The organism is Pseudomonas sp. 21LCFQ010 (genome assembly GCF_024129905.1).
In the GTDB taxonomy this organism is placed as follows: domain Bacteria; phylum Pseudomonadota; class Gammaproteobacteria; order Pseudomonadales; family Pseudomonadaceae; genus Aquipseudomonas.
Window position 1 is genome coordinate 107,790 of sequence record NZ_JAMYDZ010000014.1, and the last position, 23,419, is coordinate 131,208.

Below are 23,419 nucleotides of genomic sequence, written 5' to 3' on the forward strand. Positions count from 1 at the left end.
CCCCCACTCTGATTCGACTGCTGCCAGCGAATGAGATGCCGTATGCTACGCAGGCAGATTACTAATAACTAGCCAGTAGCAGTTCACCGTTCCAAACGACAACAAATCCCAGCCCTGCATCTGAATTACCCAACCACCTCAAACCAGTTTTCCACTCTCCCCCCGTAGCACCCCATGCCATGGTTATCACTCCTGACTACATGGACTGAGACATGCGCCTGTTCCTCTGCGAAAAACCCTCACAGGCCAAGGATATCGCCCGAGTCCTTGGTGCAAACGCACGTGGTGACGGCTGCCTGACCGGCAACGGTATATGCGTGACCTGGTGCATCGGGCACTTGCTCGAAACTGCCCCGCCTCATGCGTATGACCCACGCTACAAGGCTTGGACGCTGGACCATCTGCCGATCATTCCGGATGTCTGGAAGGTCGAGGTGAAGGCCAAGACCGCCAGCCAGTTCAAGGCGGTCAAGAAGCTATTGGCGCAGGCCAGTGAGTTGGTGATTGCGACCGATGCTGATCGTGAGGGTGAGCTGATCGCACGTGAAATCATGGACTTCTGCGGCTATCGCGGGCCGGTACGGCGCCTGTGGCTGTCGGCACTCAACCCTCAGTCCGTCCGCAAAGCCATGGCCGAGCTGAGGCCCGGCGAATCAACCGTGGGCCTCTATCACGCGGCGCTGGCTCGCTCACGCGCGGACTGGCTGATCGGCATGAACCTCAGCCGGCTGTTCACGCTTATGGCGCGACGTGATGGACATGATCAAGTGCTGACCGTTGGACGTGTACAAACGCCGACCCTGAATCTTGTGGTGATCCGCGAGCGGGCAATCACGAGTTTCGTCAAAAAGCCCTTCTGGGAAGTGGAGGTCAATCTGCTTGCTGACGGACACAGCTTCGTCGGCAAGTGGTTACCTCCCGCTGAGTGTCTTGACGCTGATGGCCGGTGCATCAACCAGCCGATGGCACAGCACGTATCCACTCAGTTAGCCTCAGGCCAGGCCCGTGTGGTTGAGCTGGTCATTGAACGCAAGACCGAACGCCCCGTTCTGCCGTTCGATCTGGCCGCCCTGCAGGAGCAATGTGATCGGCAGTTCGGCATGGCAGTGGACGAGACGCTGAACATTGCTCAATCGCTGTACGAGACCCACAAGGCCACCCACTACCCGCGCACCGAGTGCCCTTACCTGCCGGAAAGCATGCTTGAAGAAGTGCCGACCGTGCTCGAGGCACTGGGCAAAAGTGACGCATCCTTGCAGCCCATACTGGCCAGCCTGAATCGACAGCAGATCTCTGCCGCATGGAGTGACAAACATCTGGACGGGCCTCACCACGGCATTATCCCGACCACCGAGCCGGTGGACATCACCAAGATGTCCGAGAAGGAGCTCAAGGTCTACGACCTGATCCGTCGTCGCTACCTGGCGCAGTTTCTTCCCGATCATGAATATGATCGTACCCGGGTCAAACTGGTGACGGGCAGTCAGCACATCGGCGCAACCGGCAAACAAATCGCCGTCATGGGCTGGAAGGCGCTGTTCAAGCCGGAAGTGGATACCGAACTCAAGGATGCCGAATCTGTTACCCAGCCGTTGCCACAGCTTCGTGAAGACCAGATCTGCACAATTACCGGTGCCGGGCTCAAATCACTAATGACCACACCGCCACGTCCTTACACCGAAGGCAGCCTGCTCAAGGCCATGAGGAACATTGCCGAACAGGTTGATGATCCGCGGCTTAAAGCCACGCTGAAGGCCACCACCGGGATTGGCACCCAGGCCACCCGTGCGTCGATCATCAAGGGGCTGCTTGAACGGGGCTACCTAGAAAAGAAACGTCGTGCACTGAGCCCGACGACAGCGGCATTTGCGTTGATTGATGCCATTCCTGAGCTGGTGAAAAACCCGGGTATGACGGCCATCTGGGAGCAGGCATCGGATGAGATCGAGGCCGGCCGCATGAGCCTGGAGAAATTTCTGGCCGGCCAGCATCAGTGGCTGGAGCGGCTGATCCAGCAATGCTCGACCGCTACGCTGGCCCTGCAACAAACACCACCCACACCCTGCCCGGACTGCGGCGCGCCCATGCGTCGGCGCACCGGCAAGAATGGAGCGTTCTTTTCCTGCTCATCCTATCCCGCTTGCAAAGGCAGCCTGAGTATAGAAACCGGCAAGAAGCGCAAGAACAAGCCTACTGACAAGTCGCACAATACGGATGGCAATCGCTGACAGTGAATCTGTCTTACCGGATTACGGGGCTTATGGAACAATGCCCGGGCTTGGATCAAACCCGCTGACTACTGGCGGTCATCAGTAGATGTGGAGCTGCTCCACTCCCAGGCACGACTCACCTCGACATGCGTGCCGACTCTGCCAACGTCCTGTACCCAGGGCATGTTGCCGTCACAATCACCCTGCTGCGGGTGCATGGACAAATCGAGTCAGAGGTTTACTTTACCCAGGGCCAGCTGACTTTCGGTGGCCCCTACTACTTACCCCATCGGTAACGACGAAGAGTGCCCTGAACGCCCTGGCCAGGGTGCTGAGGACACTCTTTCAGGAGCCAGTATTCAATGCCGGTGCCCACCGGTGATCAAAGGGATCCTTTTGTGCGCGGATGCGTGCCAGCAGATACCGATCCCCACCACGATACGGATCGGGTGAAAACAGCCACGACAGGTCTACGCCAAGGGGCCGTCAGTGCCTGGTTTCATGGGTGGTTTGAACATCTCTCCAGCCGAGGCCAAGACTTCGGCACCTTTCTCCTTTGCGGCTTACACCCGTCCCTCTGAAAGAATTCCTGATCATGTTGAACCGACCCGGTCGGTCCATGCCCAGGTAGCCAGGGTCTTCAAGGCTACGGTGTGCACGCACACTGACCCGCCCCAAAGATCGCACCAGCATTCCGATAACGCGATCGTCCGGCAAATTTGCCAGGAGAATGCTTGCTCACTTCAACCATGCGGGGATCAACGCCCCATCGGGACGTGGCTCCTTGCAAATACTGCAGGAGGCTCCATGCCCACAACCACACTCATGTATAACATTGGATACACCGCAGGCCTGGCCTGTCGCTGGCTTCGAGACAATCAGGTGCTATCCATCACCGCTGCCTGGCAAGCCTGGCGGCTACGCAGGTTCGACAAGCTCTGCGAGACCCCGGCCATGGTGCGTAAAGGTATCAACCTGGACCTCTGGTATGGCAATAACGTCAGACCCGCTCGCCACCCCCAACCAGACCAGCAGGCTTCCAGAAGCTCGCTGGATCAGTTTATCTGACACTACCCACACCTACCTGGCCGCTTATGCGGTGCCACTTGATCAACAAACCCTACCGGGAAGAAACCTTCCCTACGGGCAGGTGCTTTCCGGCTTAAATGCTCACGGAGAATCACCATGACTCAGACAACTACCCCTACTTATTTCGATCTGCACACCAGCGGCATTGGCTACCTGAACAGAATTCGCGAGGTCGAGGTCCGCAAGGGCGCGCCCTTCATGGCCGTAACCGTTGCAGCCTTGCATGGCTCATCCGAGCAAGCCGAATACACCTACATCGACTGCAAAGTCGCAGGCGGTGAAGCAGAAAACCTAGTACGCCGCTGCCAGCAAGCAGAAGCCGCCAACCGCAAGGTGCTGGTCGGTTTCCGGATTGGCGATATTCGTGTGGAAACCTTCACCTACGAGCGCGGCCCCAAAAAAGGCCAGACCGGTGCCAGCCTCAAAGGCCGGTTGCTGTTCATCTCCTGGATCAAGATCAATGGGGAATATGCTTACCAGGCTCCGCAAAAAGAGTCAGGCCAATCGGCACATGCCAATCCGCATCAGGACTCAAGCGCTGAAGCGGCGACTTACCATGAAACCCAGCAACACTATGCTGCTGAACCCACCTACGCGGCGCCCAGACCTGCCTACAACCAGGCACAGCGCCCGCAGGCCAGCCGTCCGATGGCGACACGTACGGCTGATTATTTCTGAACACCCTTGCTGACCAAACTTAATGCCCTGTCTGACAGGGCATTTTCTTCTCACCTGTCTAAAATCGGGTGCACATTTTCAGAATCGTCTGATTGACGCTACCGCACCACTCAACCAATCATTGCTACAGGTATCGCTGTCGTGAACAGCACCCTGCCCAGGTAACCCGGATCTTCAAGGTTACGGTGCGGCTCGCCGCATTGATTCGCCCGGTTCGCCTCACATCCGATTCACGCGAACAACGCCGAGCCAGCTCGGCGTCCGGATGTCTGTTTGACCTACCCTGACGGGACACACCTGTCAGGGGTGTCTCCGTCCTGCACATGGAGATGCCATGAAAATATCACTGACACTTTACGATGCACTGATTGCCGCGAATGTGCCCGCCGACAAGGCAAAAGCGGTCGTCGATGCCTGGGAGACGGATGTGGAAAAGCTGGCAACCAAGTCTGACCTGCAACAGGCCGAAACCCGGCTTGGAGCCTCACTGTCAGAGCTGCGCTCTGAAATGAAGGTGATGCGCTGGCAACTCGGTGCCATCTTCGTCTGCGTGGTCATGCCTCTTTTGAAAATGGGCTTCGACCTATTGAGCCGCACCACTTCCTGACCAGGACTGGCAAAGCTCGACACTCTGCCTGACCACTTTTCTGTAAACCTACAACCAACCCATACGGGGAAACACGCCCCCGTCCGGGCGCGGTGTCTTCTCGTGTTCACGATATGAGGACATCCCTATGCCCAACAGACTCACCGCGGAAAAAATAGCGTACCTGAAGCTGCCCATTACCATCAGCGAAGCCGCCTGGCTGCAGGCGATTTACATCAATGACTTCCTCTATCTGGAGGTCAACGAACGCTTGAACTTCCTGCTGGAATCAACCTATCGCGAGATCCTGAACCAGGCGGCAAGTTTCTCCGCTCGCCATATCGACTATGGCCTGTATCGATTCGAGCCTCACGGCAAACGTGATGAGCATGTCTGGCTGAGCCTGCGCCTGCATATCGTCTATACCGATGAGACTCCGGTGCAGCTGCGCGTCACCTTGCCAGATGAAAGCCTGCCGGCCTGAACAGCCCCTACCCCATCACACTGCCCCATTTCCCATCAGGGGCGTTCTTGCCCTCAGGGCATGAGCGCTCCGTTTCAGACTGGAGTTGCATCATGTCCGAACTCTACACATTGCAAGACTGCAACACGGGCCGTCAGGCCTCACAACGCTATGCACTGGCATCAGCGGATCAGATTCTGGCAGCCGCACGCCATGCCATCGATATCAAGATGCAACGCGGGGCATCGTTCGCCTCTCCTCAACCGGTCAAAGACTATCTGGTCATGAAACTGGCGGGCCTTGAACACGAGGTTTTCGCAGTGCTGTTTCTGGACTCGAAAAACCAATTGATCAATTATGCAGAATTGTTCAGAGGCTCGATCAACAGCGCCTATATCCACCCACGCGAGGTGCTTAAAGAAGCACTGCAGCACAACGCAGCCGGCGTGATCATTGCGCACAATCACCCAAGCGGTAATCCGCAACCGAGTACGCTGGACATCGACATAACCCAAAAGCTCAAGACGACCCTCGATCTGGTGGAAATCGCAGTACTGGATCACATCATCGTGGCAGGGCAGCAAACCGTATCGTTCGTTGAATGCGGTCTGCTGTAATCATCAAGGGGGCTCCAGCCCCCTTTTTCATTTCTATGGCCTGCTGAGCACCGTGTGCCTGACCGCCTCGATGTTCTCAAGCCAAGCGGCCGTTCGCGGACAGCGCCAGGCTACGAGCCTGTGCATCCGTTCGTAGTCGGCCAACAGGTTGCGGGCGAAGATCGGCTCGTGGTGAGCGATCCGGTTACGGATGCTGCGTACGCTTTCCAGTTCGTTGTAGAGCGTTTCTCTGCATTGCGTGACTGACATGCCTTGAGGCAGACCGGGAAACATCCGATGGATTTGACTGGCCCATACCCGGCTCTCAAAACGATGTGCGAACAGACGAATCCAGAAGGCAAACTTCAACTCCGCAACCACGGTACTGGTTCGGCCTGGCGTAGCCTTGCTCCGGGCAGCACATAGCTCATTCTTCAAACTGAAACCCGAGGTACTGCCGGGAAGGCTGCGCTCGAACCCCGCAGCCCATGGCCAAGCGTTGCCATACACGGCAGACAGAGCATCGGAAACGGCATTGCGTACCACAACTTCACAGACTTGCTGCGCCAGCATCAATGCACCTGAAACCTGGGCATTCCAGACATACAACCGGATGGCCTGCTCGGTGCTGCGCGCCTTGGGCATTCCGAGATAAGTGCTGAGCCGGTCTCTGGACAGAGCCAGCTCGACGGCTTTGGCATCATCGACACTCATGAGCAACTGGCGACTCCTTGACCTGGCCGGTGACTGAGCAATAGAATTGCCTCGATTGCTCTGGGAATTTGCTGGCTTCGGCCTCCCCCCGGGGACACATGTAAGGCCCATCATTAGATGGGCCTTTTTCATTTCCGGTCAGGTGAACCCTGTCGAGAGGCGGCCCCGATCATAGCCAGCCTCAACCTGCCGCTGTCTCTATCCGCCAATCTTTAGACGATCCCTACAACAGTCTCAGGCGCGTCCTACACATCATCTTGCAGAGCCCGTAAAAGGCTCACCCCCCAGACCTGTTTTCCAGCGGTTTCATCGTCCCGACTTTGCCAAGGTTTCCCCACATCCCTGTGGAGAATCTGCGCATGCCCTCGATCACCGCACCACTCGCGGCCCACCGCCCGGTAGCCTCATTAGCCATCTGCCTGCTGCTGGCCGGCTGCAGCACGACACCTCACGAACCGGCACAGCCCGTTGTCTACCCTTCAGCCTCAATACACAACCAAGGACTGCGGCCTTACTTCATTCGCTCTGACCGATACACCTTAGCAAGCACTGCGCCAAGATCCGACCAACAGGATCTGCTGCGCCAGATCGTGGATATCCGCATACCCGATCATCTGGCGCCCACGGTCCAGGACGCGCTGACCTATACCTTGCGCCGCTCCGGTTATCAGTTGTGCCCGGCGGCGGACGCAACGGCCAGGTTGTTTGCCTTGCCTCTGCCTGCCGCACATTACCGACTGGGGCCGATCCCGTTACGCGAAGCGCTGCAAATGCTTGCCGGCAAAACCTGGCAACTGGACGTGGATGACCTGGATCGGCAAGTGTGTTTCAGCGTGCGGCCAGAGCATCAAGCGGCTGCTGCAGGTGCCCAGCAATGAAATTCAAGCCGGGAATTTCCACGTTCCACGTTGCCATTCTGTTCATCCTCAGTTGCTCGATGGTCGTGCTGGCTGTGAAGCTCAGGACGCTGAGCACTGGTTCGGAATCGGCCCCGACGCTTGCCAGTTTCGAAACGTTGGCGGACCAGCAAGGTGAACTGCGCACTGAGCTGGAAAAACTGATCAGTTCCAATCTGATCACTCTGTCCCGCTACCAGGCCGATCAAACAGAGCTGCGCCAGAAAATCGAAACCCTGGCCAACCAATCCGCCACCGAACAAGCCCGCCTGCAACTGGAGCAAGAACTGGTTGCTTTGGCAGCTGAGGCAGAACAGATCAAGAGCCAGATCGCCCAGTTGCAGAAAGTCCTCGAAGCGCGCCAGGCCCAGCCGACCCACCCCATCGTGCGCAAACCAGTCGCCAGACAGGCGCAGCCTGCCAGGCCGCCGTTTGCCGTCATTGGTTTCGAGCTGCGCGGTTCAGAAGCCTTCCTTGCTGTGGCAGCCCATCACAACAGCTCACTCAATGAGGTTGTGCTGCTGCGCCAGGGTGATGCCCGCGAAGGCTGGCAACTGACAGCGCTTGAAGCGGGCAAGGCGCATTTCATCCAACCCGACGGCGTTCGCCAGTCCATAGACATTCGTTGAGGCCCCCATGCGAATCCTCTTTTTCTGCCAACTGACCCTGATTGCCCTGCTCCCCCACACGGTACATGCCGCACCGGAGACGGCCCTCACGGCAACGGACACGACCGAGGCCCAAACCAGCCAAGTCAAACAGTCCAGCCTTGAAAGCGCCGCTCGTTGGGGGCTGGATGAAACCGAATGGGCACGCTTCAAGGATCTGATGCAAGGCCCGCTGGGCCTGCAGTCACCGCATCTGGACCCGCTTTCGGCGCTGGGCATCGAGGCCAGAGACGACGCGGAACGTACCCGCTATGCCGAGCTGCAGGTGCAAATGGAAACCGCCAGAGTCACCAAGCTGCTGGCCTACCAGAATGCCTATGACCAAGCCTACAAACGGCTGTACCCGGACATCCTGCCAGTCAATCTGATTGGCAGCGCCGCACAGGTTTCTCCGGTCACTGCCAACAACCGGGCAGCCGTGTTCGTGACCCTGGACTGCAAGGCCTGCGATGAACTGATCAAACGCATGCAAGGCACCCATCAACCCTTCGACATCTACCTGATCGACAGCCACGGAAACGATGATCGAATCCGTACCTGGGCGCGCAAGTCAGCCATCGACCCGGTGAAAGTCCGTAGCCAGCAAATCACCTTGAACCATGATCAGGGCCGCTGGGTAAGGCTGGACGGTCAGGGCGACTTCCCTGCCGTGCTGCGCCAGCACAACGGCAAATGGGTGCGTCAATGACGGCGCAAGCTCTGGCATTGCTCCTGGCATTGCTGACTACGCCAGGCCGGGCGCAAGAAATCCCGCCTCCGGCCTATCACGTTGCGGCACATGCCGCCTCCGTACCTTCGGATGTGCTCTACGCCCTGGCCATGCAGGAGAGTGGCACCGCCCTGCGCGGCAGGCTGATCCCGTGGCCATGGACATTGAACGTGGCCACTGTCGCCTACCGCTACCCCACCCGCGCAGCGGCCTGCAGTGCCCTGCAGCAGGCCATCGCCGAGGTGGGAGCCAAACGGGTCGATGCCGGGCTGGGGCAACTCAACATCGGCTGGCAACGGCAGCGGCTCGCACACCCCTGCGATGCGCTGGATCCCTACCTGAACCTGTCCATCGCCGCGCAAATTCTCGCTGAGCACAAACCCAAATCCGCCAACTGGATCGAGGCCGCCGGCCGCTATCACCGACCTGCCGGTGGCCGGCCTGCCCAGCGTTACCGGGAAAGCTTTGCCCGCCATCTGAAACGCATCAGGGGCACCCGCTATGCCCAAGGAGACCTGTAAGTGAGATTTCTCATGACTGTACTGACACTGAGCATCACCCTCAGCGCATACGCCGAACTGATCGTGGTCGAGGACCTGGGCGGCGTCTCTGCCCAGCCTTACTACCAGGCATTGAACCTGCTGCCCGGCGAAGCCCAATCACCCCTGGCCAGCCTGCCGCCAATCCCGATAAAGCCTTACGGTGAAGCAGACATGCTGCCGGTGAGGTCGCCCAGGCTCACACCCGGCCCGGTGACCAGCCGCACTCTGCAAGCCCCCGGCCTGCAGCCACTATTCCTGATTGGCGACGACCCGCTGTCGCGAACCTGGCTTGTCCAGCGCGCCGATGTACTGCGGCAACTGAATGCTGTCGGGCTGGTGGTCAATGTCGAACAACAGGCAGCCTTGCAAGCACTGCGTCAGTTAGCCGATGGTTTGCACCTGGCACCCGTCGCCGGCGACCAACTGGCCGAGATGATCAGGCTGGAGCATTACCCGGTACTGATCACTGCCACAGGGCTGGAGCAGTAAATGGCTCAGGATCACGTCATCGAAGCCCTGCTACGTCCGCCCGTGGAGATGTACACCGTGTGCGTCTGCGCGATCGGCGCCTGGCTGGCGGTCTTCGCGCCGTGGGCACTGGCCCTGTCTCCGCTGTTCGGCCTGGCTGCCGCACTGTTCTTTCTGGGCTTTGGTTGGGTACGGCTGCGCCAGGCCATGCGTGTCATCCGCTATCGGCGCAACATCCGCCGTCTGCCGCGCTATGTGATGACCAGCAAGAACGTGCCCGTCAGCAACCAGAGGCTGTTCATTGGCCAGGGGTTTCGCTGGGAGCAACGCCACACCCAGCGCCTGATGCAGACCTATCGCCCGGAGTTTCGCTGCTATGTCGAACCTACCCCGTGGTTCCAGGCTGCCAGGCGTCTGGAGCAGCGCCTGGAACATGCCCCGGCCACGCTCAAGCTGATCAGCAAAGCAACCGCTTGGGACAGCCCGCTCAATCCGGTACGCCCACTACCACCCGTGGGTGGCGCACCACGCATCCATGGCGTGGAACCCGACGAAGTGGAAGTCTCGCTGCCGCTGGGCGAACGGGTTGGCCACAGCCTGATCCTCGGCACCACGCGGGTCGGCAAGACCCGCCTGGCCGAACTGTTCATCACTCAGGACATACGCCGGGTGAAGTGCGTCAATGGGGTGAATGAGTTCGAGCCGGTGATCGTCTTCGACCCCAAAGGCGACGCCGACCTGCTCAAGCGCATGTACGTCGAAGCCAAGCGTGCCGGCCGCGAGGGTGAGTTCTACATCTTCCACCTGGGCTGGCCCGACATCTCGTCGCGCTACAACGCCGTTGGCCGCTTCGGACGCATCTCGGAAGTCGCCAGCCGGATCTCCGGCCAGCTCTCGGGTGAAGGCAACAGCGCGGCGTTTCGCGAATTCGCCTGGCGCTTCGTCAACATCATTGCCCGGGCGCTGGTCGAGCTGGGCATCCGCCCGGACTACATGAAGATTCAGACCCACGTCATCAACATTGATGCGCTGTTTATCGAGTACAGCGGTCACTACTTCGCCCGGCACGACAGCAAGGCTTGGGAAGTCATCGTGCAGATCGAGGGCGGGCTCAATGACAAGAACATTCCGTTCAACATGAAGGGCCGCCAGAAGCGCGTCATCGCCATCGACCAGTACCTGTCACAAACCCGGGTCGCCGATCCGGTCATGGACGGGCTGCGCTCGGCGGTACGCTACGACAAAACCTACTTCGACAAGATCGTCGCCTCCCTGCTGCCGCTGCTGGAAAAGCTCACCACCGGCCGCATGGCCGAGCTGATCTCGCCCAACTACAGCGACCTCAACGACCCTCGGCCGATCTTTGACTGGATGCAGATCATCCGCAAACGCGCGATCGTCTACGTGGGGCTGGATGCCTTGTCAGATGCCGAAGTCGCAGCGGCTGTCGGCAACTCGATGTTCTCCGACCTGGTCTCGGTGGCCGGCCACATTTACAAGTTCGGCATCGACGATGGGCTGCCCGGTGCCAACAGCGAACAGAAGATTCCGATCAACCTGCATGCCGACGAATTCAACGAACTGATGGGCGATGAATTCATTCCGATGATCAACAAAGGCGGCGGTGCCGGCATTCAGGTCAGCGCCTACACCCAGACCATCAGCGACATCGAAGCGCGAATCGGCAACCGTGCCAAGGCCGGGCAAGTGGTCGGTAACTTCAACAACCTGTTCATGCTGCGGGTGCGCGAGACCGCCACCGCCGAGTTGCTGACCAAGCAACTACCCAAGGTCGACGTCTACGCCACCACCTTGGTAAGCGGCGCCACTGACAGCTCCGATCCCTCAGGCACTACCGACTTCACCAGCAACACCCAGGACCGGGTCAGCTCCACCAGCGTGCCACTGATCGAACCCGCACACATCGTCAGCCTGCCCAAGGGCCAGGCCTTCGCGCTTATCGAGGGCGGTAACCTCTGGAAAGTCCGCATGCCGCTGCCGGCACCCGATCCCGATGAAGTCATGCCCGAAAACCTGCAGGCCCTCGCGCAACAGATGCGCAAGAGCTACATCGACGGCGGCGGCCAATGGTGGACCAGCACCGCCAGCCGCACCCTGCCCGACCAACTGCCTGCCGACCTGCTGGACGAAACGCCACCGGAGACTGACTGACCGCCATGAGCAATAACGCCACGCAAAACGCCCGTACCCAGCAACAACAGGTACGCGAGAAAGGCCCGCTGCGCATCCTGTCCGCCCCGTTCGCCTTCATAGGGCTGCTGTTGAGCTCACTGGTCGTCAGCATCCTGATCGAGTGGGTTGGCCTGTACTTCTACTGGCGCGAACAAGGCTGGCACCACGCCCGCGACATGCTCAACCACGAACTGCGCTGGATCGCCAAAGGCTACGTACAGAGCCTGCTGATGGATAACCCTGGCCGAGCAGCCAAAGCGTTGATTGACAGCGCATATGGCTGGGCCTTCGAGAAGACCGGTTTGATCGAATGGATCAACTACTCAGCCGCGCAGTCCAGAATCAACGGCAGCCAGGCACAGGGCATCCATCGCTATCTCGGCATCCTGTATGTGCACGTCGAGGACTACGGCCTGGCGGCGGTATACACCGTACTGACTTTCCTGGCCCGACTGCTGATCCTCACCTTGAGCCTGCCGCTGTTCCTGATGGCCGCGTTTACCGGCGTCGTAGACGGCCTGGTGCGGCGCGACCTGCGCCGCTTCGGCGCCGGGCGCGAGTCAGGGTTTATCTACCATCGCGCGAAGATGATGATCGTGCCGCTGGCAGTGGTGCCTTGGGTTTTGTATCTGGCGTTGCCGGTGAGCATCAGCCCGGTACTGGTGTTGATGCCCTGTGCGGCGGCGCTGGGGGTGATGGTTAGCGTTACGGTTGGGAGTTTTAAGAAGTATCTTTGAGTTAAAATTTCTCTCATGAACTACAGCCCCCCCAAGAATACCACTGGAAACCCACTAGAAACTCACTTCGATGGCTGGGAGTCCAAAAACTCAAAACCCCATCTCAAAACAACTCACTACGCGCACAACAAAAATATTAAAAGCCATATCACACCCAAATAATAAACACCCACCAACTCCCCCCCCCAAAAACGCACATATAGACACACAAATATTCGCCCCCCACACAAGCACGAACAAAAACAAGTCTCGACCGATAACGATCCTTCATATTAGACATAGCAGGCTTACGATTAAAGCAAGATAACCACCCACTATGAATACATATAAAACGCCCTCTTACATTCATATAGAACACACTAACCACAGCACATACCAAGATATAACATAAAATCGCAACAGAGGCTTTCAGGTCATTCCCAAAGCGAGCACGATAGATCCTTTCCATAATCTTGCTCATCCGCGCCCCAAGTCCATATTGACACCTGCTAAGATAATTTGGCAGATTGACAAGCCAATTTTAGACAAAACGAAGACCCCTCATGATTTACGAAGATATCGATCTAGAAAATTTGCTGGGTGCTCCAGAGCCAGTTGTCACCGACGTTATTAATCCAATGCTTGAGGAATTACCTTGGGAGCAAATGCACTGGAAAAGCTTTCAGATGCTTTGCGCGCAGATGATCGAACTTCAGTACATCGGATTCGACACTCAAGTATTCCAATATGGAAAATCTGGACAGGCACAGGAAGGAATCGACATCATATGGAGAACAGCCAAGGCAAACAAATATAGTGTCGCAGAGGTAAAACACTGGAGATCAGTTAAACCATCCAGCATTCTTAGTTGGCAGAAAAAATTTTTAAATGGCCAACTTGCAAAGGATTCTCGCATTTGGTTTCTTTGCGCATCAATCAACATCGAAAATAATCCTAAACTCGTGAAAGCTTGGCACCTCGCAAAAGCTGAGATGGAGTCACACGGCATTCAAGCTGTGGTTTGGGACAGAGCAGTTATCGAAAAACTTCTTCGGGATAATCCAAAACTTGTCCAACGTTTTTTCTCCAAAGAAATCCGTGACCGATTTTGCTATACCCTTAGCATGCCAACCGAAGATCCAACGAATTTCCGTCATACTTATATTAGCGAATCTGACCACCCCCTTACTGTCGAGAATGAGAGCGTCAGAATGGAGGTGATCTTACCCAATCGTACGTCCCCCCATGTCTCTGCCATTCTTTCGTTCGCCCGTTCAAATCTAGCAGGCGTATCGCTTGCAATTGACGGAGATAATCTTGTGCGATGGCTGCAATGGGCAGGACATACTCACAATTCTCTGAAGAATCCTTTCACCCTGCCGTTGAGTGCCCCAGATCGCTTTCTACTCACAACATCGAAATTTCAATTAAGCTTAAACAGCAAAGAGCTAGAACAATTAGACTGGTGCCTAAAAACGATATGGACCCACTACTTCTCCGCAGTGGAGACATTGGAAAGTGCCTGGCGATCCTTGCGATTCAAACGGCTCAACGGAACATCGCAACAGATCTATGCATTGGTTAGCCTGCCACGATCTCTGTGGATTAGAATAATGGAGTATGTAAGTAAACACGATTATGCTAGGGGCGAATCTGACGAGCATATTTTCGACGCATCCAACAGCGCATTAAAAATTTTCTCACCAACAACGACGACGGCCATGGACGCTGGATATCATCTGATTTCATATGCTTACGATGAAGGCGGGCCAACCGGCCGCTACGAGCCGAATGTCATAATAGGCTGGAACCCAAACAATCTGCGCGAACTTTCCAGCGACTGGGGACCGAGAGGACAGTGGGATGCTGAGTTCACCCATGACTGGCTGTTTTCAACACTCCTACCAAAAGTTATAAATTGGCACCGAAAGGAAGCCTTAAAAAAGCTATCATGGCTGAAAAATCCAGTTCAAAAGCTCACAGACGACATTACTAATTTTTCGATAGATGACCATGCTTTTTCGCTAGCACAGTTCAGCGTAAGAAATATAGTAGAGGCAACCACAACAGTACAACTCACTAGCTGCTTGCACTCCATGCAGCTACACTTCAGCTGTCTTAGCACTCAGGCGGACATTGAATACGATCTGCTCGACCGCATCCTGCGCTGCATTCAAAATTTAGCGCATCGCCTTCCTGAGCAGCACCACAACTACATCCGAAGCAATCTTCGCCTAAATCAAAAACCTCTAATTGAAAGCCTGACAGATATCAGAAAACCCAACAGCAAACGCACACCTAGCTCAACAATGCTAGACATGCCACTTCGATCACTCATTTGCTGCATTGAAAACAGCAACTGCACTATAGACGATTTAAAATGGACAAAAAACATGCTCCAGCCAGTATGGAAAAGAATGCGCGAAAACTTATTATGCGAGACATTTCACTAACACCTCCAAACGAAAGCCCTCACTTAGCACCCCTTAAATAAACCTTGTTAAATTCACCCTTTATTTTGATTGGATCTTAGATAATGGACATTTCTCAAAATTCACTTTATGAATTATTCGAGCGAAGCCTCAGAGCGTTCTTGCGCAAGGACGCCTCTCTAATCTACAGTAACGTCTCAGAGCGCAACCTTTGTGCACGATTGGGATACCAGTTCGAGCATCTGCTAACCGAATTCAAGCTGGTCGACTATTACACCGATCCTGAACACAATAGAAAGCAGAATGGCGAGATAAAAACGGTCATTAGCGGCGAATTTCAGGTCATCAAAGTAACGTGCGACCTGATCCTCCACAGCCGTGGAGAACAGATACCCGACAATCTAATTGCCATAGAAATGGCAAAACCTGACAAATCAGCTCAGGAGATTCTATCAGATCGCAACCGACTAATCGCACTAACAAAACAGAGTTTTAAAGAAGTTTGGTCGAATGATGGAAAAACGCTGCCAAAGCACGTTTGTGGCTACCTGCTGGGGGCGTTTATCATGGTAGATCGCTTGAACAGGGTCATATCCGTCGAATTTTTCGAAGATGGAAAATCTCTAGGAGAAAAAATCCGATTAGTTCTAGAGGCGTCTTAATATTTCCGTAGCAGCCTCACAACGTCACATCTAATTTTAACCGGATTGAATTCCAAGTACTTCTTAGCCTCTACCAGGAGGTTTGTCAGAGACAGAGGCCTACTAAACACAACCATCGCCAATCGTCGTACCAAAAACGCTCCTGCCCCAAAACCAGTTTTTCAACTGATTAACCGCCCTTCAAAACCCAACATGTCCTGACCCCTTTCGTCAGGACACAACCATGCATCAAGCCCTCAAAAACCCACAGTCCAGCACCCAGCACTGGCTCCCCATCACCCTGGCCATAGCCATACTCCTCTGCGGCGCGACTACTCAAGCCGACTCCCCTGCCTCAGAGCCCACCAATCTGCATCTGATCCTGCGTCAGCTCGACGCCATCGAGCGGCTGGCTCGCAGCAGCGAAGCGCTGCCCGTACCAGACGATGCCCGCTACACCTTCGACTACCCACGCCTCATCGCTGAACTCGATCTCATTCGCCAAGGCATCAAGGCCTACCAGACACCCATCCGCGCACAACCACGAACGCCGCCTGAATTGACGGGCCATTACACCCGTTCGCAGCCCCCTACCCCATGAGCATGACCCCGGCACAGACCAGCGCCTTTCAAGCCGGCGGCGGTTTTCTGCCGCAGGACAGCACGTTGCTGTTCGTGGGGGCAGCTCTGGTTCTGGCGTTGATTTTCGCCGCCTGGGCGCTGGGCAGTGGCTTTCGCGGCTGGAGCAAGGGTGGGCTGGATTTTGAGCAGCTCGCGCTGCTCGGGCTGAAGTTGATGCTGTTTTTCTCGGTGCTCAGCTACTTCCTGTTGCGCTGATTTTCGATTCGTTCTCGGGCTTTGGAGGCCTTTCATGACTGTACTCAAACTGTCTCATCACCTCACTCGCGCCTGGCTGTTTTGCCTGGTGCTGGTGTCGTCCCTGGCCCGGGCGGGCCTGCCGGATATGGATGCGCCCTCGCGTGGCGAAGGCGCCAACATGATCGAGACCTTCAAAAACTATATCTACGACTATGCCTCGCTGGTGGGGCTGGTGATCGCCGTCGCGGCGTTTTGTGGCGTGGCGTATCACGCGTTCGGCACTTACTCGGAAGTGCAGACCGGCAAGAAAACCTGGGGCCAGTTCGGCTTGACGGTCACCGTCGGCGGTGTGCTGTTGGTGATCATTATCTGGCTGCTGACCAAGGCCGGCGGAATTCTCTGAGGCGGGTGACGAGCATGACTGATATTTCCGAGGTGCTGCCTGACGGCACCTTGCGTTTCCTGCCCAACCGTCTCAACCGCCAGCCGGTGATCGTGCTGGGTCTGACGGCTGACGAAATGTGGCTGTCGGTGGGTTTATCGCTGCTGGCCGGGATTGCGCTGGGCAGCGGCATTGCCGTACTGACCCAAAGCCTGGCGATGATCCCCACGGTGATCTTCGCCTGCATCGCCCTCGGTCTTGCCCTGGGCGGCAAGCTGTTGCGCCGCCTCAAGCGTGGCCGGCCACAAACCTGGCTGTATCGACAATTGCAGTGGCACATCAGCCTGCACTGGCCGGTGCTGACCGCCTGGACCGGCGGTGCCGAGCTGATTACCCGCAGTGGCCGCTGGACCACGCGCAGGAGTAACTGCCAATGAGCCGCTTCAAGAATGAGGTCTCGCGCCTTGAGGCGCATGTGAAGTCATTGCGTGTGGTGCTCGGCATATTGTTCGTGCTGGCCGGCGCGATGGGCCTGGGCTGGTGGTCGGCCCCGCGGGATCTGACGGTGCATGTGCCGCCAGACCTGCGCTCCGGCAGTACCCGCAAGTGGTGGGAGATCCCTCCCGAAACGGTCTACACCTTCGGCTTCTACATCTTTCAACAGCTCAATCGCTGGCCCACTAACGGCGAGGAAGACTACGCGCGCAACCTGCAGCAGCTTCGTGCTTACCTCACCCCCAAATGCCAGACACTGCTGCAGGCAGAATTCGAACAACGCCGCTTGGGCGGAGAGCTGCGCAAGCGCACCCGTGGCGTTTACGAAATCCCTGAACGCGGCTACGGCGATGACCCTGGGTTTCGGGTCAAGACCTTGGGTCGCGATGCCTGGATCGTCAATCTGGACCTGACCGCCGATGAGTACTTCGGCTCCGAGAAGGTCAAGCGTGCCCTGGTGCGTTATCCCCTGCATGTGGTGCGCATGGACGTCGACCCTGAACGCAATCCGTTCGGTCTGGCGCTGAACTGCTACAGCGGCAAACCGCAGCGGATTGCGCCGGCAACGCCGACCCGCAGCATCGCCACTGACCTGGAAACCGATGTCGATGCCGAAGGAGAACAACCATGAAGTCGTTATTGGCCGCGCTGCCTCTGCTCTGCCTGTTGTCCCTGAACGCCACGGCGCTGGAGATCGTCCACTGGCAGCGCTTGCCCATTGCCGTCCCGCTGCAGGTCGGCCAGGAACGTATCATTTTCGTTGATCGCAACGTGCGGGTCGGCATGCCTCGCTCGCTGAAAAACCAGCTGCGTGTGCAGAGCAATGGCGGCGCTCTTTACCTGCGGGCCAACGGCCTGATCGAGCCGACACGCCTGCAACTACAAAACATGAGCAACGGTGAAATCATCCTGCTGGATATCGCGGCCGCAGAAGTTCCCAGCGACACCCCGGCCCTCGAACCGCTGAAGATCGTCAACGCCGAACCTGTTGAACCTGACAGCAATCAACCGGGAGACACTCAAGAGCAAAGGCCCGCGCAAACGCCTGTCCCGGTGGTCCTGACCCGCTACGCCGCACAAAACCTCTACGCGCCTTTACGCACGGTTGAACCTCTGCACGGCGTCACCCAGGTTCGTGTCGACCGGCACCTGAACCTGCATAGCCTGCTGCCGACCCTGCCCGTGCAGGCCTCGGTGCTCGGTGCCTGGCAACTGGACGACTTTCAGGTGACCGCCGTGCGCCTGCAGAACCGCTCGAGCAGCGCACTGCAACTGGATCCACGCCTGCTGCAGGGTGACTTTATCGCCGCCACCTTCCAGCACCGCAGCCTGGATGTTCAGGGCACTGCGGCCGACAGCACGGCGCTGTACCTGATCACCCGTGGTCACGGTCTGGCCCAAGCGCTGCTACCGGCCATGAGCCTTATCGACGCAACGTCAAACCTGCCCAACCCGCGGGAGCGTGCCCATGAAAAGTAATGGCCTGATCAAATGGCTGGTGCTGCCGCTGTTTGCCGTGTTGCTGGTAGTCATGCTGCGTTCCTGCTCCAGCGACTCATCCGAGGGTAACGAGCAAGGCAACGACCGTAACCTGTCGCCGGCCGAACTCAAACGCCTCGGCATTGAGGGCGACACGCCGCTGGACACTGTCGCCACGCTGGTGGGCCAGACCAAATCCATGCGTGAAGAGCTCAAATTGCTGCTGACCGACAACGAAGTTCAGAAGGAAGAGAATGAGCGCCTGAGACTGCGCGAAAGCGATGTCGACAAACGTATCCGTCAGGCACTCGAGGGTGAAAAGGAGCAGCTCAAAGCCGATCGGCAGACGTTCCAGGAAGAAAAGCAGAACACCCTGAACCTGCTGGAACAACTCAAGCAACAGTTCGACACCCGAGCGCTCTCGCAGACACCCGACCTGCCCATCGGCCTGGGCCTGCAACCGGGCGATAACGAGGCTTTCGAGCAGGAAACGCTGATCTGGGTCGACCCGCAAGACGGCACCGCGGTCGACGCGCAAGGCAAGCCCGTGCCGGCCGGCTCTGGCAAACCGGCCGCCGGCTTTAACTTTCCCTCGGCCTTCACCGAGCGAATCGACGCAGGGCAACGCGAACTTAAAGCGGTGTCTGGCGCGATGGGCCGCAACATGAAGACCGATGGCGACAAACCGGCCGCCAGACCGGTCTACACCTTACCGGAGAACTCAACCCTGATGGGTTCGGTGGCCATGACCGCACTGATCGGCCGGGTGCCGGTCGACGGCACGGTCAATGACCCCTTCCCGTTCAAGATCCTGATCGGCCCTGACAACCTGACCGCCAACGGCATCGACCTGCCCGACGTCGCCGGCGCGGTGATCAGCGGAAGCGCTGCCGGCGACTGGACCTTGTCTTGCGTGCGCGGCCAGGTACAGAGCATGACCTTCGTCTTCACTGACGGCCGGATCCGTACCGTGCCGCAACCACAGCCGGTAACCAATCGCCAAAGCAATAGCGGCCAAAGCGCGTCACAGATGGACAGGATTCAGGGCGGGATCGGCTGGATCAGCGACCCCAATGGCATTCCCTGCATCGCCGGGCTGCGGCGTTCCAACGCTCAGCAGTACCTGGGCAGCAAGAGCCTGATCACCGCTGCCGGTGCTGGCGTGGCCAAGCTGCTGGAGGCCGAGCAAACCACCACCACGTCCGCCAACGGCACCTCAGTCACTGCCGGCAGCCCGGGCACATCGGCACTGAGCACCATCCTTTCCGGTGGCGTGAAAGACATCGGCGACTGGGTCAACAAACTCTATGGCCAGGCCTTCGCAGCCATCTATGTGCAACCCGGCGCACACGTTGCCGTGCACCTGGACCGGCAACTGGAAGTGGACTACGAGCCCGACGGGCGCAAAGTGAAATACACCTCAGGAGGCCGCCATGCATCTGCCCTCGACTAAATCCGTCTGCCTGTGGCTGCTTATGGCACTGCTGACAGGCTGCAGCACCGACAAGGATGAACTGATGCCGCCCGGTACAGGAACCATGCTCGATCACTGGAATGGCGCCACGGTTTCAGACAGCAGCTCATCCAGCCGGCTGCTGATGGACGCCCGGCAACAACTGCGCCGCCCGTTGCACGACACCGACACCCAACTGGCGAGCTACACCCGCACCGCCCAGAACGAGATCTACAGCCAGTTCAAACGCCTGCCCAATCCCGACCTGGTTCTATACGTATTTCCTCACCTGACCGGCAAAGACCCCGCGCCGATACCGGGTTACAGCACCGTATTCCCCTTCTACCAACGCGTGCAGTACGCCATGCCGGGCGAACGGATCGAGGACTATTGAATGACCCAGCCTGAACAACCCAACGTCTGGCAACGATACCTGAACAAACTCGCCGAACTCGGCATCGGCCAGCCCGGCCCCCACAGCAAACCGGCCACCAGCGCCGACGAGCACGCGCTGTACGATGCAGCACCCAGCTTCGTCGACCTGCTGCCGTGGGTGGAATACCTGCCCGAATCACAGTGCATGCTGCTGCAGGACGGTGAATCAGTGGCCGCGTTCTTTGAACTGAGCCAGATCGGCACCGAAGGCCGCCAGCCCGAGTGGCTGCGCACAGTGCGCGATACCGTGGAAAACGCCCTGCAGGACAGTTTTGAAGAGCTGGAGAACCAGCCGTGGATCGTGCAGTTCTACGCCCAGGACGAAATCAGTTGGGATCACTATCTCCAGCAACTGGCCAGCTACGTACAGCCTCGCGCCCAAGACTCAGACTTCACCCGCACCTACCAGGAGATGTTCGCCCGCCACCTGCAGGCCATCTCCAAACCCGGCGGCCTGTTCGAAGACAAGACCGTGACCCGCCTGCCCTGGCGCGGGCAATCACGCCGGGTGCGCATGGTTCTGTACCGCCACAGCAAAGGCACTCAAGGCCACAAGGGTCAGAGTGCCGAACAGATGCTCAATCTGGTATGTGATCGCCTGACCGGGGCACTGACCCATGCCGGCGTGCGCACGCAACGCATGGACGGCGGCCAGATCCACGACTGGCTGCTGCGCTGGTTCAACCCGCACCCCGACCTGCTCGGCCCGAGCGCAGAAGACCGCACGCGCTTCTACCAGGCGACCCGCTACCCAGAACCGGCCGACGCCGAGGAGTTCGAACTGGCCAGCGGCACTGACTTTTCCCAACGGCTGTTCTTCAACCAGCCCCGCTCAGACATCGAAAACGGCGTGTGGACGTTCGATAACAAGCCGCATCGCGTCATCACCCTGGACCGCCTGCGCAGCGCACCCGGAACCGGCCACCTGACCGGAGAAACCCAGAAAGGCAGTGACGCCATCAACGCGCTGTTCGACCAGATGCCCGAAGACACCGTGATGTGCCTGACCATGGTCATCACCCCGCAAGACATGCTGGAATCGCACCTCAACCTGTTGGCCAAGAAGTCCGTCGGCGACACCGTGGATTCCGAACAAACCCGCGAGGCGGTACAAGGCGCCCGCGCGCTGATCGGCAGCGCCCACAAGCTGTACCGCACCAGCCTGGCGTTCTACCTGCGTGGCGACGACCTCACGCAACTGGACAGCCGAACCCTGCACCTGACCAACGTGATGCTCAACGCCGGCCTGCAGCCGGTGCGTGACGACCATGAAGTTGCGCCGCTGAACAGTTACCTGCGCTGGCTGCCCTGTGTGTACAACCCCGGCGCGCGCAATGCGGACTGGTACACCCAGTTGATGTTCACCCAGCATGTCGCCAACCTGGCCCCGGTCTGGGGCCGCAGCCAAGGCACCGGCCACCCAGGCATCACCTTCTTCAACCGTGGCGGTGGCCCGATCACCATCGACCCGCTCAACCGCCTCGATCGGCAGATGAACGCCCACCTGTTCCTGTTCGGCCCGACCGGCTCCGGCAAGTCCGCCACCCTCAACAATATCCTCAACCAGGTCACCGCCATCTACCGGCCGCGCCTGTTCATCGTCGAGGCCGGCAACAGCTTTGGCCTGTTCGCCGAGTTCGCCAAACGCCACGGCCTGACCGTCAACCGCGTCAAATTGGCCCCCGGGTCCGGCGTCAGCCTGGCGCCCTTCGCGGACGCCTGCCGGCTGATCGAAACGCCCGGCAAGGTCAAGACCCTGGACACTGACGAGTTGGATGACCCCGATACCGAACCGGGCAACGACGAGGACGAACGCGACGTACTGGGCGAACTGGAGATCACCGCCCGCCTGATGATCACCGGCGGCGAAGAAAAAGAAGACGCCCGCATGACCCGCGCCGATCGCAGCCTGATCCGCCAGTGCATCCTCAACGCGGCCCAAACCTGCGTGACGCAACAGCGCCTTGTCCTGACCGAAGACATTCGCAACGCACTGCGCGACATGGGCCAGGACTCGACCTTGCCGGAGCCAAGACGCACCCGCCTGCTGGAAATGGCCGATGCCATGGACATGTTCTGCCAGGGTGCCGACGGCGACCTGTTCAACCGCGCCGGCAGCCCCTGGCCGGAGGTCGACATCACCATCGTCGACCTGGCCACCTACGCCCGTGAGGGCTACAACGCCCAGTTGTCGATCGCCTACATCTCGCTGATCAACACCGTGAACAACATCGCCGAGCGCGACCAGATGCTCGGCCGGCCGATCATCAATGTCACCGACGAAGGCCACATCATCACCAAAAACCCGCTGCTGTCGCCCTACGTGGTCAAGATCACCAAAATGTGGCGAAAACTCGGCGCCTGGTTCTGGCTCGCCACCCAAAACGTCGACGACCTGCCCAAAGCGGCCGAACCGATGCTGAACATGATCGAATGGTGGATCTGCCTGAACATGCCACCGGACGAAGTCGAGAAGATCGCGCGGTTTCGTGAGCTAAATGAATCGCAGAAAAAGCTCATGCTCTCGGCGCGTAAAGAGTCGGGGAAATTTACCGAGGGCGTGATTTTGTCCAAATCAGTTGAAGTGCTGTTTCGGGCCGTGCCGCCAAGCCTGTATCTGGCGATGGCCATGACTGAGCCAGAGGAAAAGGCCGAGCGGTTCAGGGTGATGAATGAACTGGGGGTTGGGGAGCTGGATGCGGCGATTGAGATTGCGCGGCGGTTGGATGTGAGTAGGGGAATTTAATGACGGTTC

At 58.1% G+C, this 23,419-nt stretch carries 25 protein-coding genes; 24 read left to right on the plus strand and 1 reads right to left on the minus strand.

The annotated features are described in order from the left end of the window. The first annotated feature begins 212 nt into the window (after nucleotides 1-212). The 6 genes from NJC38_RS17045 (at nucleotide 213) to radC (ending at nucleotide 5,643) form a co-directional block, all read left to right on the plus strand. Nucleotides 213-2,228, plus strand: a complete 2,016-nt coding sequence (locus tag NJC38_RS17045; RefSeq protein ID WP_253116023.1) for a DNA topoisomerase III — start codon at nucleotides 213-215, stop codon at nucleotides 2,226-2,228. A 789-nt stretch (nucleotides 2,229-3,017) separates the two neighbouring features. Further along, nucleotides 3,018-3,278, plus strand: coding sequence for a hypothetical protein (locus tag NJC38_RS17050; protein WP_253116025.1), 261 nt, complete (start codon nucleotides 3,018-3,020; stop codon nucleotides 3,276-3,278). 117 nt (nucleotides 3,279-3,395) lie between these two features. Continuing rightward, entirely contained in the window at nucleotides 3,396-3,977 is a 582-nt protein-coding gene (locus NJC38_RS17055) for an STY4534 family ICE replication protein (RefSeq protein WP_253116027.1), read from the plus strand. Nucleotides 3,978-4,311: 334 nt separating this feature from the next. Next, nucleotides 4,312-4,584 (plus strand): DUF1640 domain-containing protein, encoded by a 273-nt coding sequence (locus tag NJC38_RS17060; RefSeq protein ID WP_253116029.1) that lies wholly within the window; start codon nucleotides 4,312-4,314, stop codon nucleotides 4,582-4,584. 127 nt (nucleotides 4,585-4,711) lie between these two features. After that, nucleotides 4,712-5,047, plus strand: a complete 336-nt coding sequence (locus NJC38_RS17065; protein WP_253116031.1) for a hypothetical protein — start codon at nucleotides 4,712-4,714, stop codon at nucleotides 5,045-5,047. Nucleotides 5,048-5,139: 92 nt separating this feature from the next. Then, nucleotides 5,140-5,643, plus strand: coding sequence for a RadC family protein (radC, locus tag NJC38_RS17070; RefSeq protein ID WP_253116033.1), 504 nt, complete (start codon nucleotides 5,140-5,142; stop codon nucleotides 5,641-5,643). Between the two features lie 33 nt (nucleotides 5,644-5,676). Here the strand turns inward: radC and NJC38_RS17075 are convergent, their stop codons facing one another. Next, nucleotides 5,677-6,336 (minus strand): Abi family protein, encoded by a 660-nt coding sequence (locus tag NJC38_RS17075; RefSeq protein ID WP_253116035.1) that lies wholly within the window; start codon nucleotides 6,334-6,336, stop codon nucleotides 5,677-5,679. A 359-nt stretch (nucleotides 6,337-6,695) separates the two neighbouring features. Here NJC38_RS17075 and NJC38_RS17080 point away from each other — a divergent pair, with 359 nt between their 5' ends. From NJC38_RS17080 to NJC38_RS17165, 18 genes are all read left to right on the plus strand, one after another. Continuing rightward, nucleotides 6,696-7,214: a PilL N-terminal domain-containing protein gene (locus NJC38_RS17080; RefSeq protein WP_253116037.1), complete on the plus strand. Its 519-nt coding sequence runs from the start codon at nucleotides 6,696-6,698 to the stop codon at nucleotides 7,212-7,214. Further along, nucleotides 7,211-7,861, plus strand: coding sequence for a hypothetical protein (locus NJC38_RS17085; protein ID WP_253116039.1), 651 nt, complete (start codon nucleotides 7,211-7,213; stop codon nucleotides 7,859-7,861). Before NJC38_RS17080 ends, NJC38_RS17085 begins: the two co-directional genes overlap by 4 nt. A gap of 7 nt (nucleotides 7,862-7,868) precedes the next feature. Beyond that, nucleotides 7,869-8,588, plus strand: coding sequence for a TIGR03759 family integrating conjugative element protein (locus NJC38_RS17090; protein WP_253116041.1), 720 nt, complete (start codon nucleotides 7,869-7,871; stop codon nucleotides 8,586-8,588). Continuing rightward, complete coding sequence (locus NJC38_RS17095) at nucleotides 8,573-9,130, plus strand: lytic transglycosylase domain-containing protein (RefSeq protein ID WP_253116044.1); 558 nt, start codon at nucleotides 8,573-8,575, stop codon at nucleotides 9,128-9,130. Before NJC38_RS17090 ends, NJC38_RS17095 begins: the two co-directional genes overlap by 16 nt. Nucleotides 9,131-9,142: 12 nt before the next feature. After that, on the plus strand, nucleotides 9,143-9,640 hold the full coding sequence (locus NJC38_RS17100) for an integrating conjugative element protein (protein ID WP_253116046.1): 498 nt from the start codon (nucleotides 9,143-9,145) through the stop codon (nucleotides 9,638-9,640). Then, complete coding sequence (gene traD, locus NJC38_RS17105) at nucleotides 9,641-11,791, plus strand: type IV conjugative transfer system coupling protein TraD (protein WP_253116048.1); 2,151 nt, start codon at nucleotides 9,641-9,643, stop codon at nucleotides 11,789-11,791. Nucleotides 11,792-11,796: 5 nt separating this feature from the next. Continuing rightward, on the plus strand, nucleotides 11,797-12,549 hold the full coding sequence (locus tag NJC38_RS17110) for a TIGR03747 family integrating conjugative element membrane protein (protein WP_253116050.1): 753 nt from the start codon (nucleotides 11,797-11,799) through the stop codon (nucleotides 12,547-12,549). Between the two features lie 542 nt (nucleotides 12,550-13,091). Then, nucleotides 13,092-14,981, plus strand: coding sequence for a hypothetical protein (locus tag NJC38_RS17115; RefSeq protein ID WP_253116052.1), 1,890 nt, complete (start codon nucleotides 13,092-13,094; stop codon nucleotides 14,979-14,981). 83 nt (nucleotides 14,982-15,064) lie between these two features. Further along, nucleotides 15,065-15,622, plus strand: a complete 558-nt coding sequence (locus tag NJC38_RS17120) for a hypothetical protein (protein WP_253116054.1) — start codon at nucleotides 15,065-15,067, stop codon at nucleotides 15,620-15,622. A gap of 223 nt (nucleotides 15,623-15,845) precedes the next feature. Continuing rightward, nucleotides 15,846-16,202: an RAQPRD family integrative conjugative element protein gene (locus NJC38_RS17125; protein WP_253116056.1), complete on the plus strand. Its 357-nt coding sequence runs from the start codon at nucleotides 15,846-15,848 to the stop codon at nucleotides 16,200-16,202. Continuing rightward, nucleotides 16,199-16,438, plus strand: a complete 240-nt coding sequence (locus tag NJC38_RS17130) for a TIGR03758 family integrating conjugative element protein (RefSeq protein ID WP_253116058.1) — start codon at nucleotides 16,199-16,201, stop codon at nucleotides 16,436-16,438. The genes NJC38_RS17125 and NJC38_RS17130 overlap by 4 nt, the downstream gene beginning before the upstream one ends. A gap of 34 nt (nucleotides 16,439-16,472) precedes the next feature. After that, nucleotides 16,473-16,823 carry a TIGR03745 family integrating conjugative element membrane protein gene (locus tag NJC38_RS17135; RefSeq protein WP_290447285.1) on the plus strand — a complete coding sequence of 117 codons (351 nt, stop codon included), beginning with the start codon at nucleotides 16,473-16,475 and terminating at the stop codon, nucleotides 16,821-16,823. Between the two features lie 14 nt (nucleotides 16,824-16,837). Next, nucleotides 16,838-17,239 (plus strand): TIGR03750 family conjugal transfer protein, encoded by a 402-nt coding sequence (locus tag NJC38_RS17140; RefSeq protein ID WP_253116060.1) that lies wholly within the window; start codon nucleotides 16,838-16,840, stop codon nucleotides 17,237-17,239. Then, entirely contained in the window at nucleotides 17,236-17,928 is a 693-nt protein-coding gene (locus NJC38_RS17145) for a PFL_4703 family integrating conjugative element protein (RefSeq protein WP_253116063.1), read from the plus strand. The genes NJC38_RS17140 and NJC38_RS17145 overlap by 4 nt, the downstream gene beginning before the upstream one ends. Further along, nucleotides 17,925-18,776, plus strand: coding sequence for a TIGR03749 family integrating conjugative element protein (locus NJC38_RS17150; protein ID WP_253116065.1), 852 nt, complete (start codon nucleotides 17,925-17,927; stop codon nucleotides 18,774-18,776). The genes NJC38_RS17145 and NJC38_RS17150 overlap by 4 nt, the downstream gene beginning before the upstream one ends. Beyond that, nucleotides 18,766-20,229 (plus strand): TIGR03752 family integrating conjugative element protein, encoded by a 1,464-nt coding sequence (locus NJC38_RS17155; RefSeq protein ID WP_253116067.1) that lies wholly within the window; start codon nucleotides 18,766-18,768, stop codon nucleotides 20,227-20,229. The genes NJC38_RS17150 and NJC38_RS17155 overlap by 11 nt, the downstream gene beginning before the upstream one ends. Next, the gene (locus NJC38_RS17160) at nucleotides 20,210-20,623 is read left to right on the plus strand and encodes a TIGR03751 family conjugal transfer lipoprotein (RefSeq protein ID WP_253116069.1); all 414 of its coding nucleotides are present in this window, start codon (nucleotides 20,210-20,212) and stop codon (nucleotides 20,621-20,623) included. The genes NJC38_RS17155 and NJC38_RS17160 overlap by 20 nt, the downstream gene beginning before the upstream one ends. Then, nucleotides 20,624-23,410 carry a conjugative transfer ATPase gene (locus NJC38_RS17165; RefSeq protein WP_253116071.1) on the plus strand — a complete coding sequence of 929 codons (2,787 nt, stop codon included), beginning with the start codon at nucleotides 20,624-20,626 and terminating at the stop codon, nucleotides 23,408-23,410. It begins immediately after the preceding gene. Nucleotides 23,411-23,419: the final 9 nt, after the last annotated feature.

Coding starts and splice junctions, on each gene's coding strand:
- NJC38_RS17045 (WP_253116023.1), top strand. CDS start 213: ATGCGCCTGTTCCTCTGCGAAAAACCCTCACAGGCCAAGGATATCGCC.
- NJC38_RS17050 (WP_253116025.1), top strand. CDS start 3,018: ATGCCCACAACCACACTCATGTATAACATTGGATACACCGCAGGCCTG.
- NJC38_RS17055 (WP_253116027.1), top strand. CDS start 3,396: ATGACTCAGACAACTACCCCTACTTATTTCGATCTGCACACCAGCGGC.
- NJC38_RS17060 (WP_253116029.1), top strand. CDS start 4,312: ATGAAAATATCACTGACACTTTACGATGCACTGATTGCCGCGAATGTG.
- NJC38_RS17065 (WP_253116031.1), top strand. CDS start 4,712: ATGCCCAACAGACTCACCGCGGAAAAAATAGCGTACCTGAAGCTGCCC.
- radC (WP_253116033.1), top strand. CDS start 5,140: ATGTCCGAACTCTACACATTGCAAGACTGCAACACGGGCCGTCAGGCC.
- NJC38_RS17075 (WP_253116035.1), bottom strand. CDS start 6,336: ATGAGTGTCGATGATGCCAAAGCCGTCGAGCTGGCTCTGTCCAGAGAC.
- NJC38_RS17080 (WP_253116037.1), top strand. CDS start 6,696: ATGCCCTCGATCACCGCACCACTCGCGGCCCACCGCCCGGTAGCCTCA.
- NJC38_RS17085 (WP_253116039.1), top strand. CDS start 7,211: ATGAAATTCAAGCCGGGAATTTCCACGTTCCACGTTGCCATTCTGTTC.
- NJC38_RS17090 (WP_253116041.1), top strand. CDS start 7,869: ATGCGAATCCTCTTTTTCTGCCAACTGACCCTGATTGCCCTGCTCCCC.
- NJC38_RS17095 (WP_253116044.1), top strand. CDS start 8,573: ATGGGTGCGTCAATGACGGCGCAAGCTCTGGCATTGCTCCTGGCATTG.
- NJC38_RS17100 (WP_253116046.1), top strand. CDS start 9,143: ATGACTGTACTGACACTGAGCATCACCCTCAGCGCATACGCCGAACTG.
- traD (WP_253116048.1), top strand. CDS start 9,641: ATGGCTCAGGATCACGTCATCGAAGCCCTGCTACGTCCGCCCGTGGAG.
- NJC38_RS17110 (WP_253116050.1), top strand. CDS start 11,797: ATGAGCAATAACGCCACGCAAAACGCCCGTACCCAGCAACAACAGGTA.
- NJC38_RS17115 (WP_253116052.1), top strand. CDS start 13,092: ATGATTTACGAAGATATCGATCTAGAAAATTTGCTGGGTGCTCCAGAG.
- NJC38_RS17120 (WP_253116054.1), top strand. CDS start 15,065: ATGGACATTTCTCAAAATTCACTTTATGAATTATTCGAGCGAAGCCTC.
- NJC38_RS17125 (WP_253116056.1), top strand. CDS start 15,846: ATGCATCAAGCCCTCAAAAACCCACAGTCCAGCACCCAGCACTGGCTC.
- NJC38_RS17130 (WP_253116058.1), top strand. CDS start 16,199: ATGAGCATGACCCCGGCACAGACCAGCGCCTTTCAAGCCGGCGGCGGT.
- NJC38_RS17135 (WP_290447285.1), top strand. CDS start 16,473: ATGACTGTACTCAAACTGTCTCATCACCTCACTCGCGCCTGGCTGTTT.
- NJC38_RS17140 (WP_253116060.1), top strand. CDS start 16,838: ATGACTGATATTTCCGAGGTGCTGCCTGACGGCACCTTGCGTTTCCTG.
- NJC38_RS17145 (WP_253116063.1), top strand. CDS start 17,236: ATGAGCCGCTTCAAGAATGAGGTCTCGCGCCTTGAGGCGCATGTGAAG.
- NJC38_RS17150 (WP_253116065.1), top strand. CDS start 17,925: ATGAAGTCGTTATTGGCCGCGCTGCCTCTGCTCTGCCTGTTGTCCCTG.
- NJC38_RS17155 (WP_253116067.1), top strand. CDS start 18,766: ATGAAAAGTAATGGCCTGATCAAATGGCTGGTGCTGCCGCTGTTTGCC.
- NJC38_RS17160 (WP_253116069.1), top strand. CDS start 20,210: ATGCATCTGCCCTCGACTAAATCCGTCTGCCTGTGGCTGCTTATGGCA.
- NJC38_RS17165 (WP_253116071.1), top strand. CDS start 20,624: ATGACCCAGCCTGAACAACCCAACGTCTGGCAACGATACCTGAACAAA.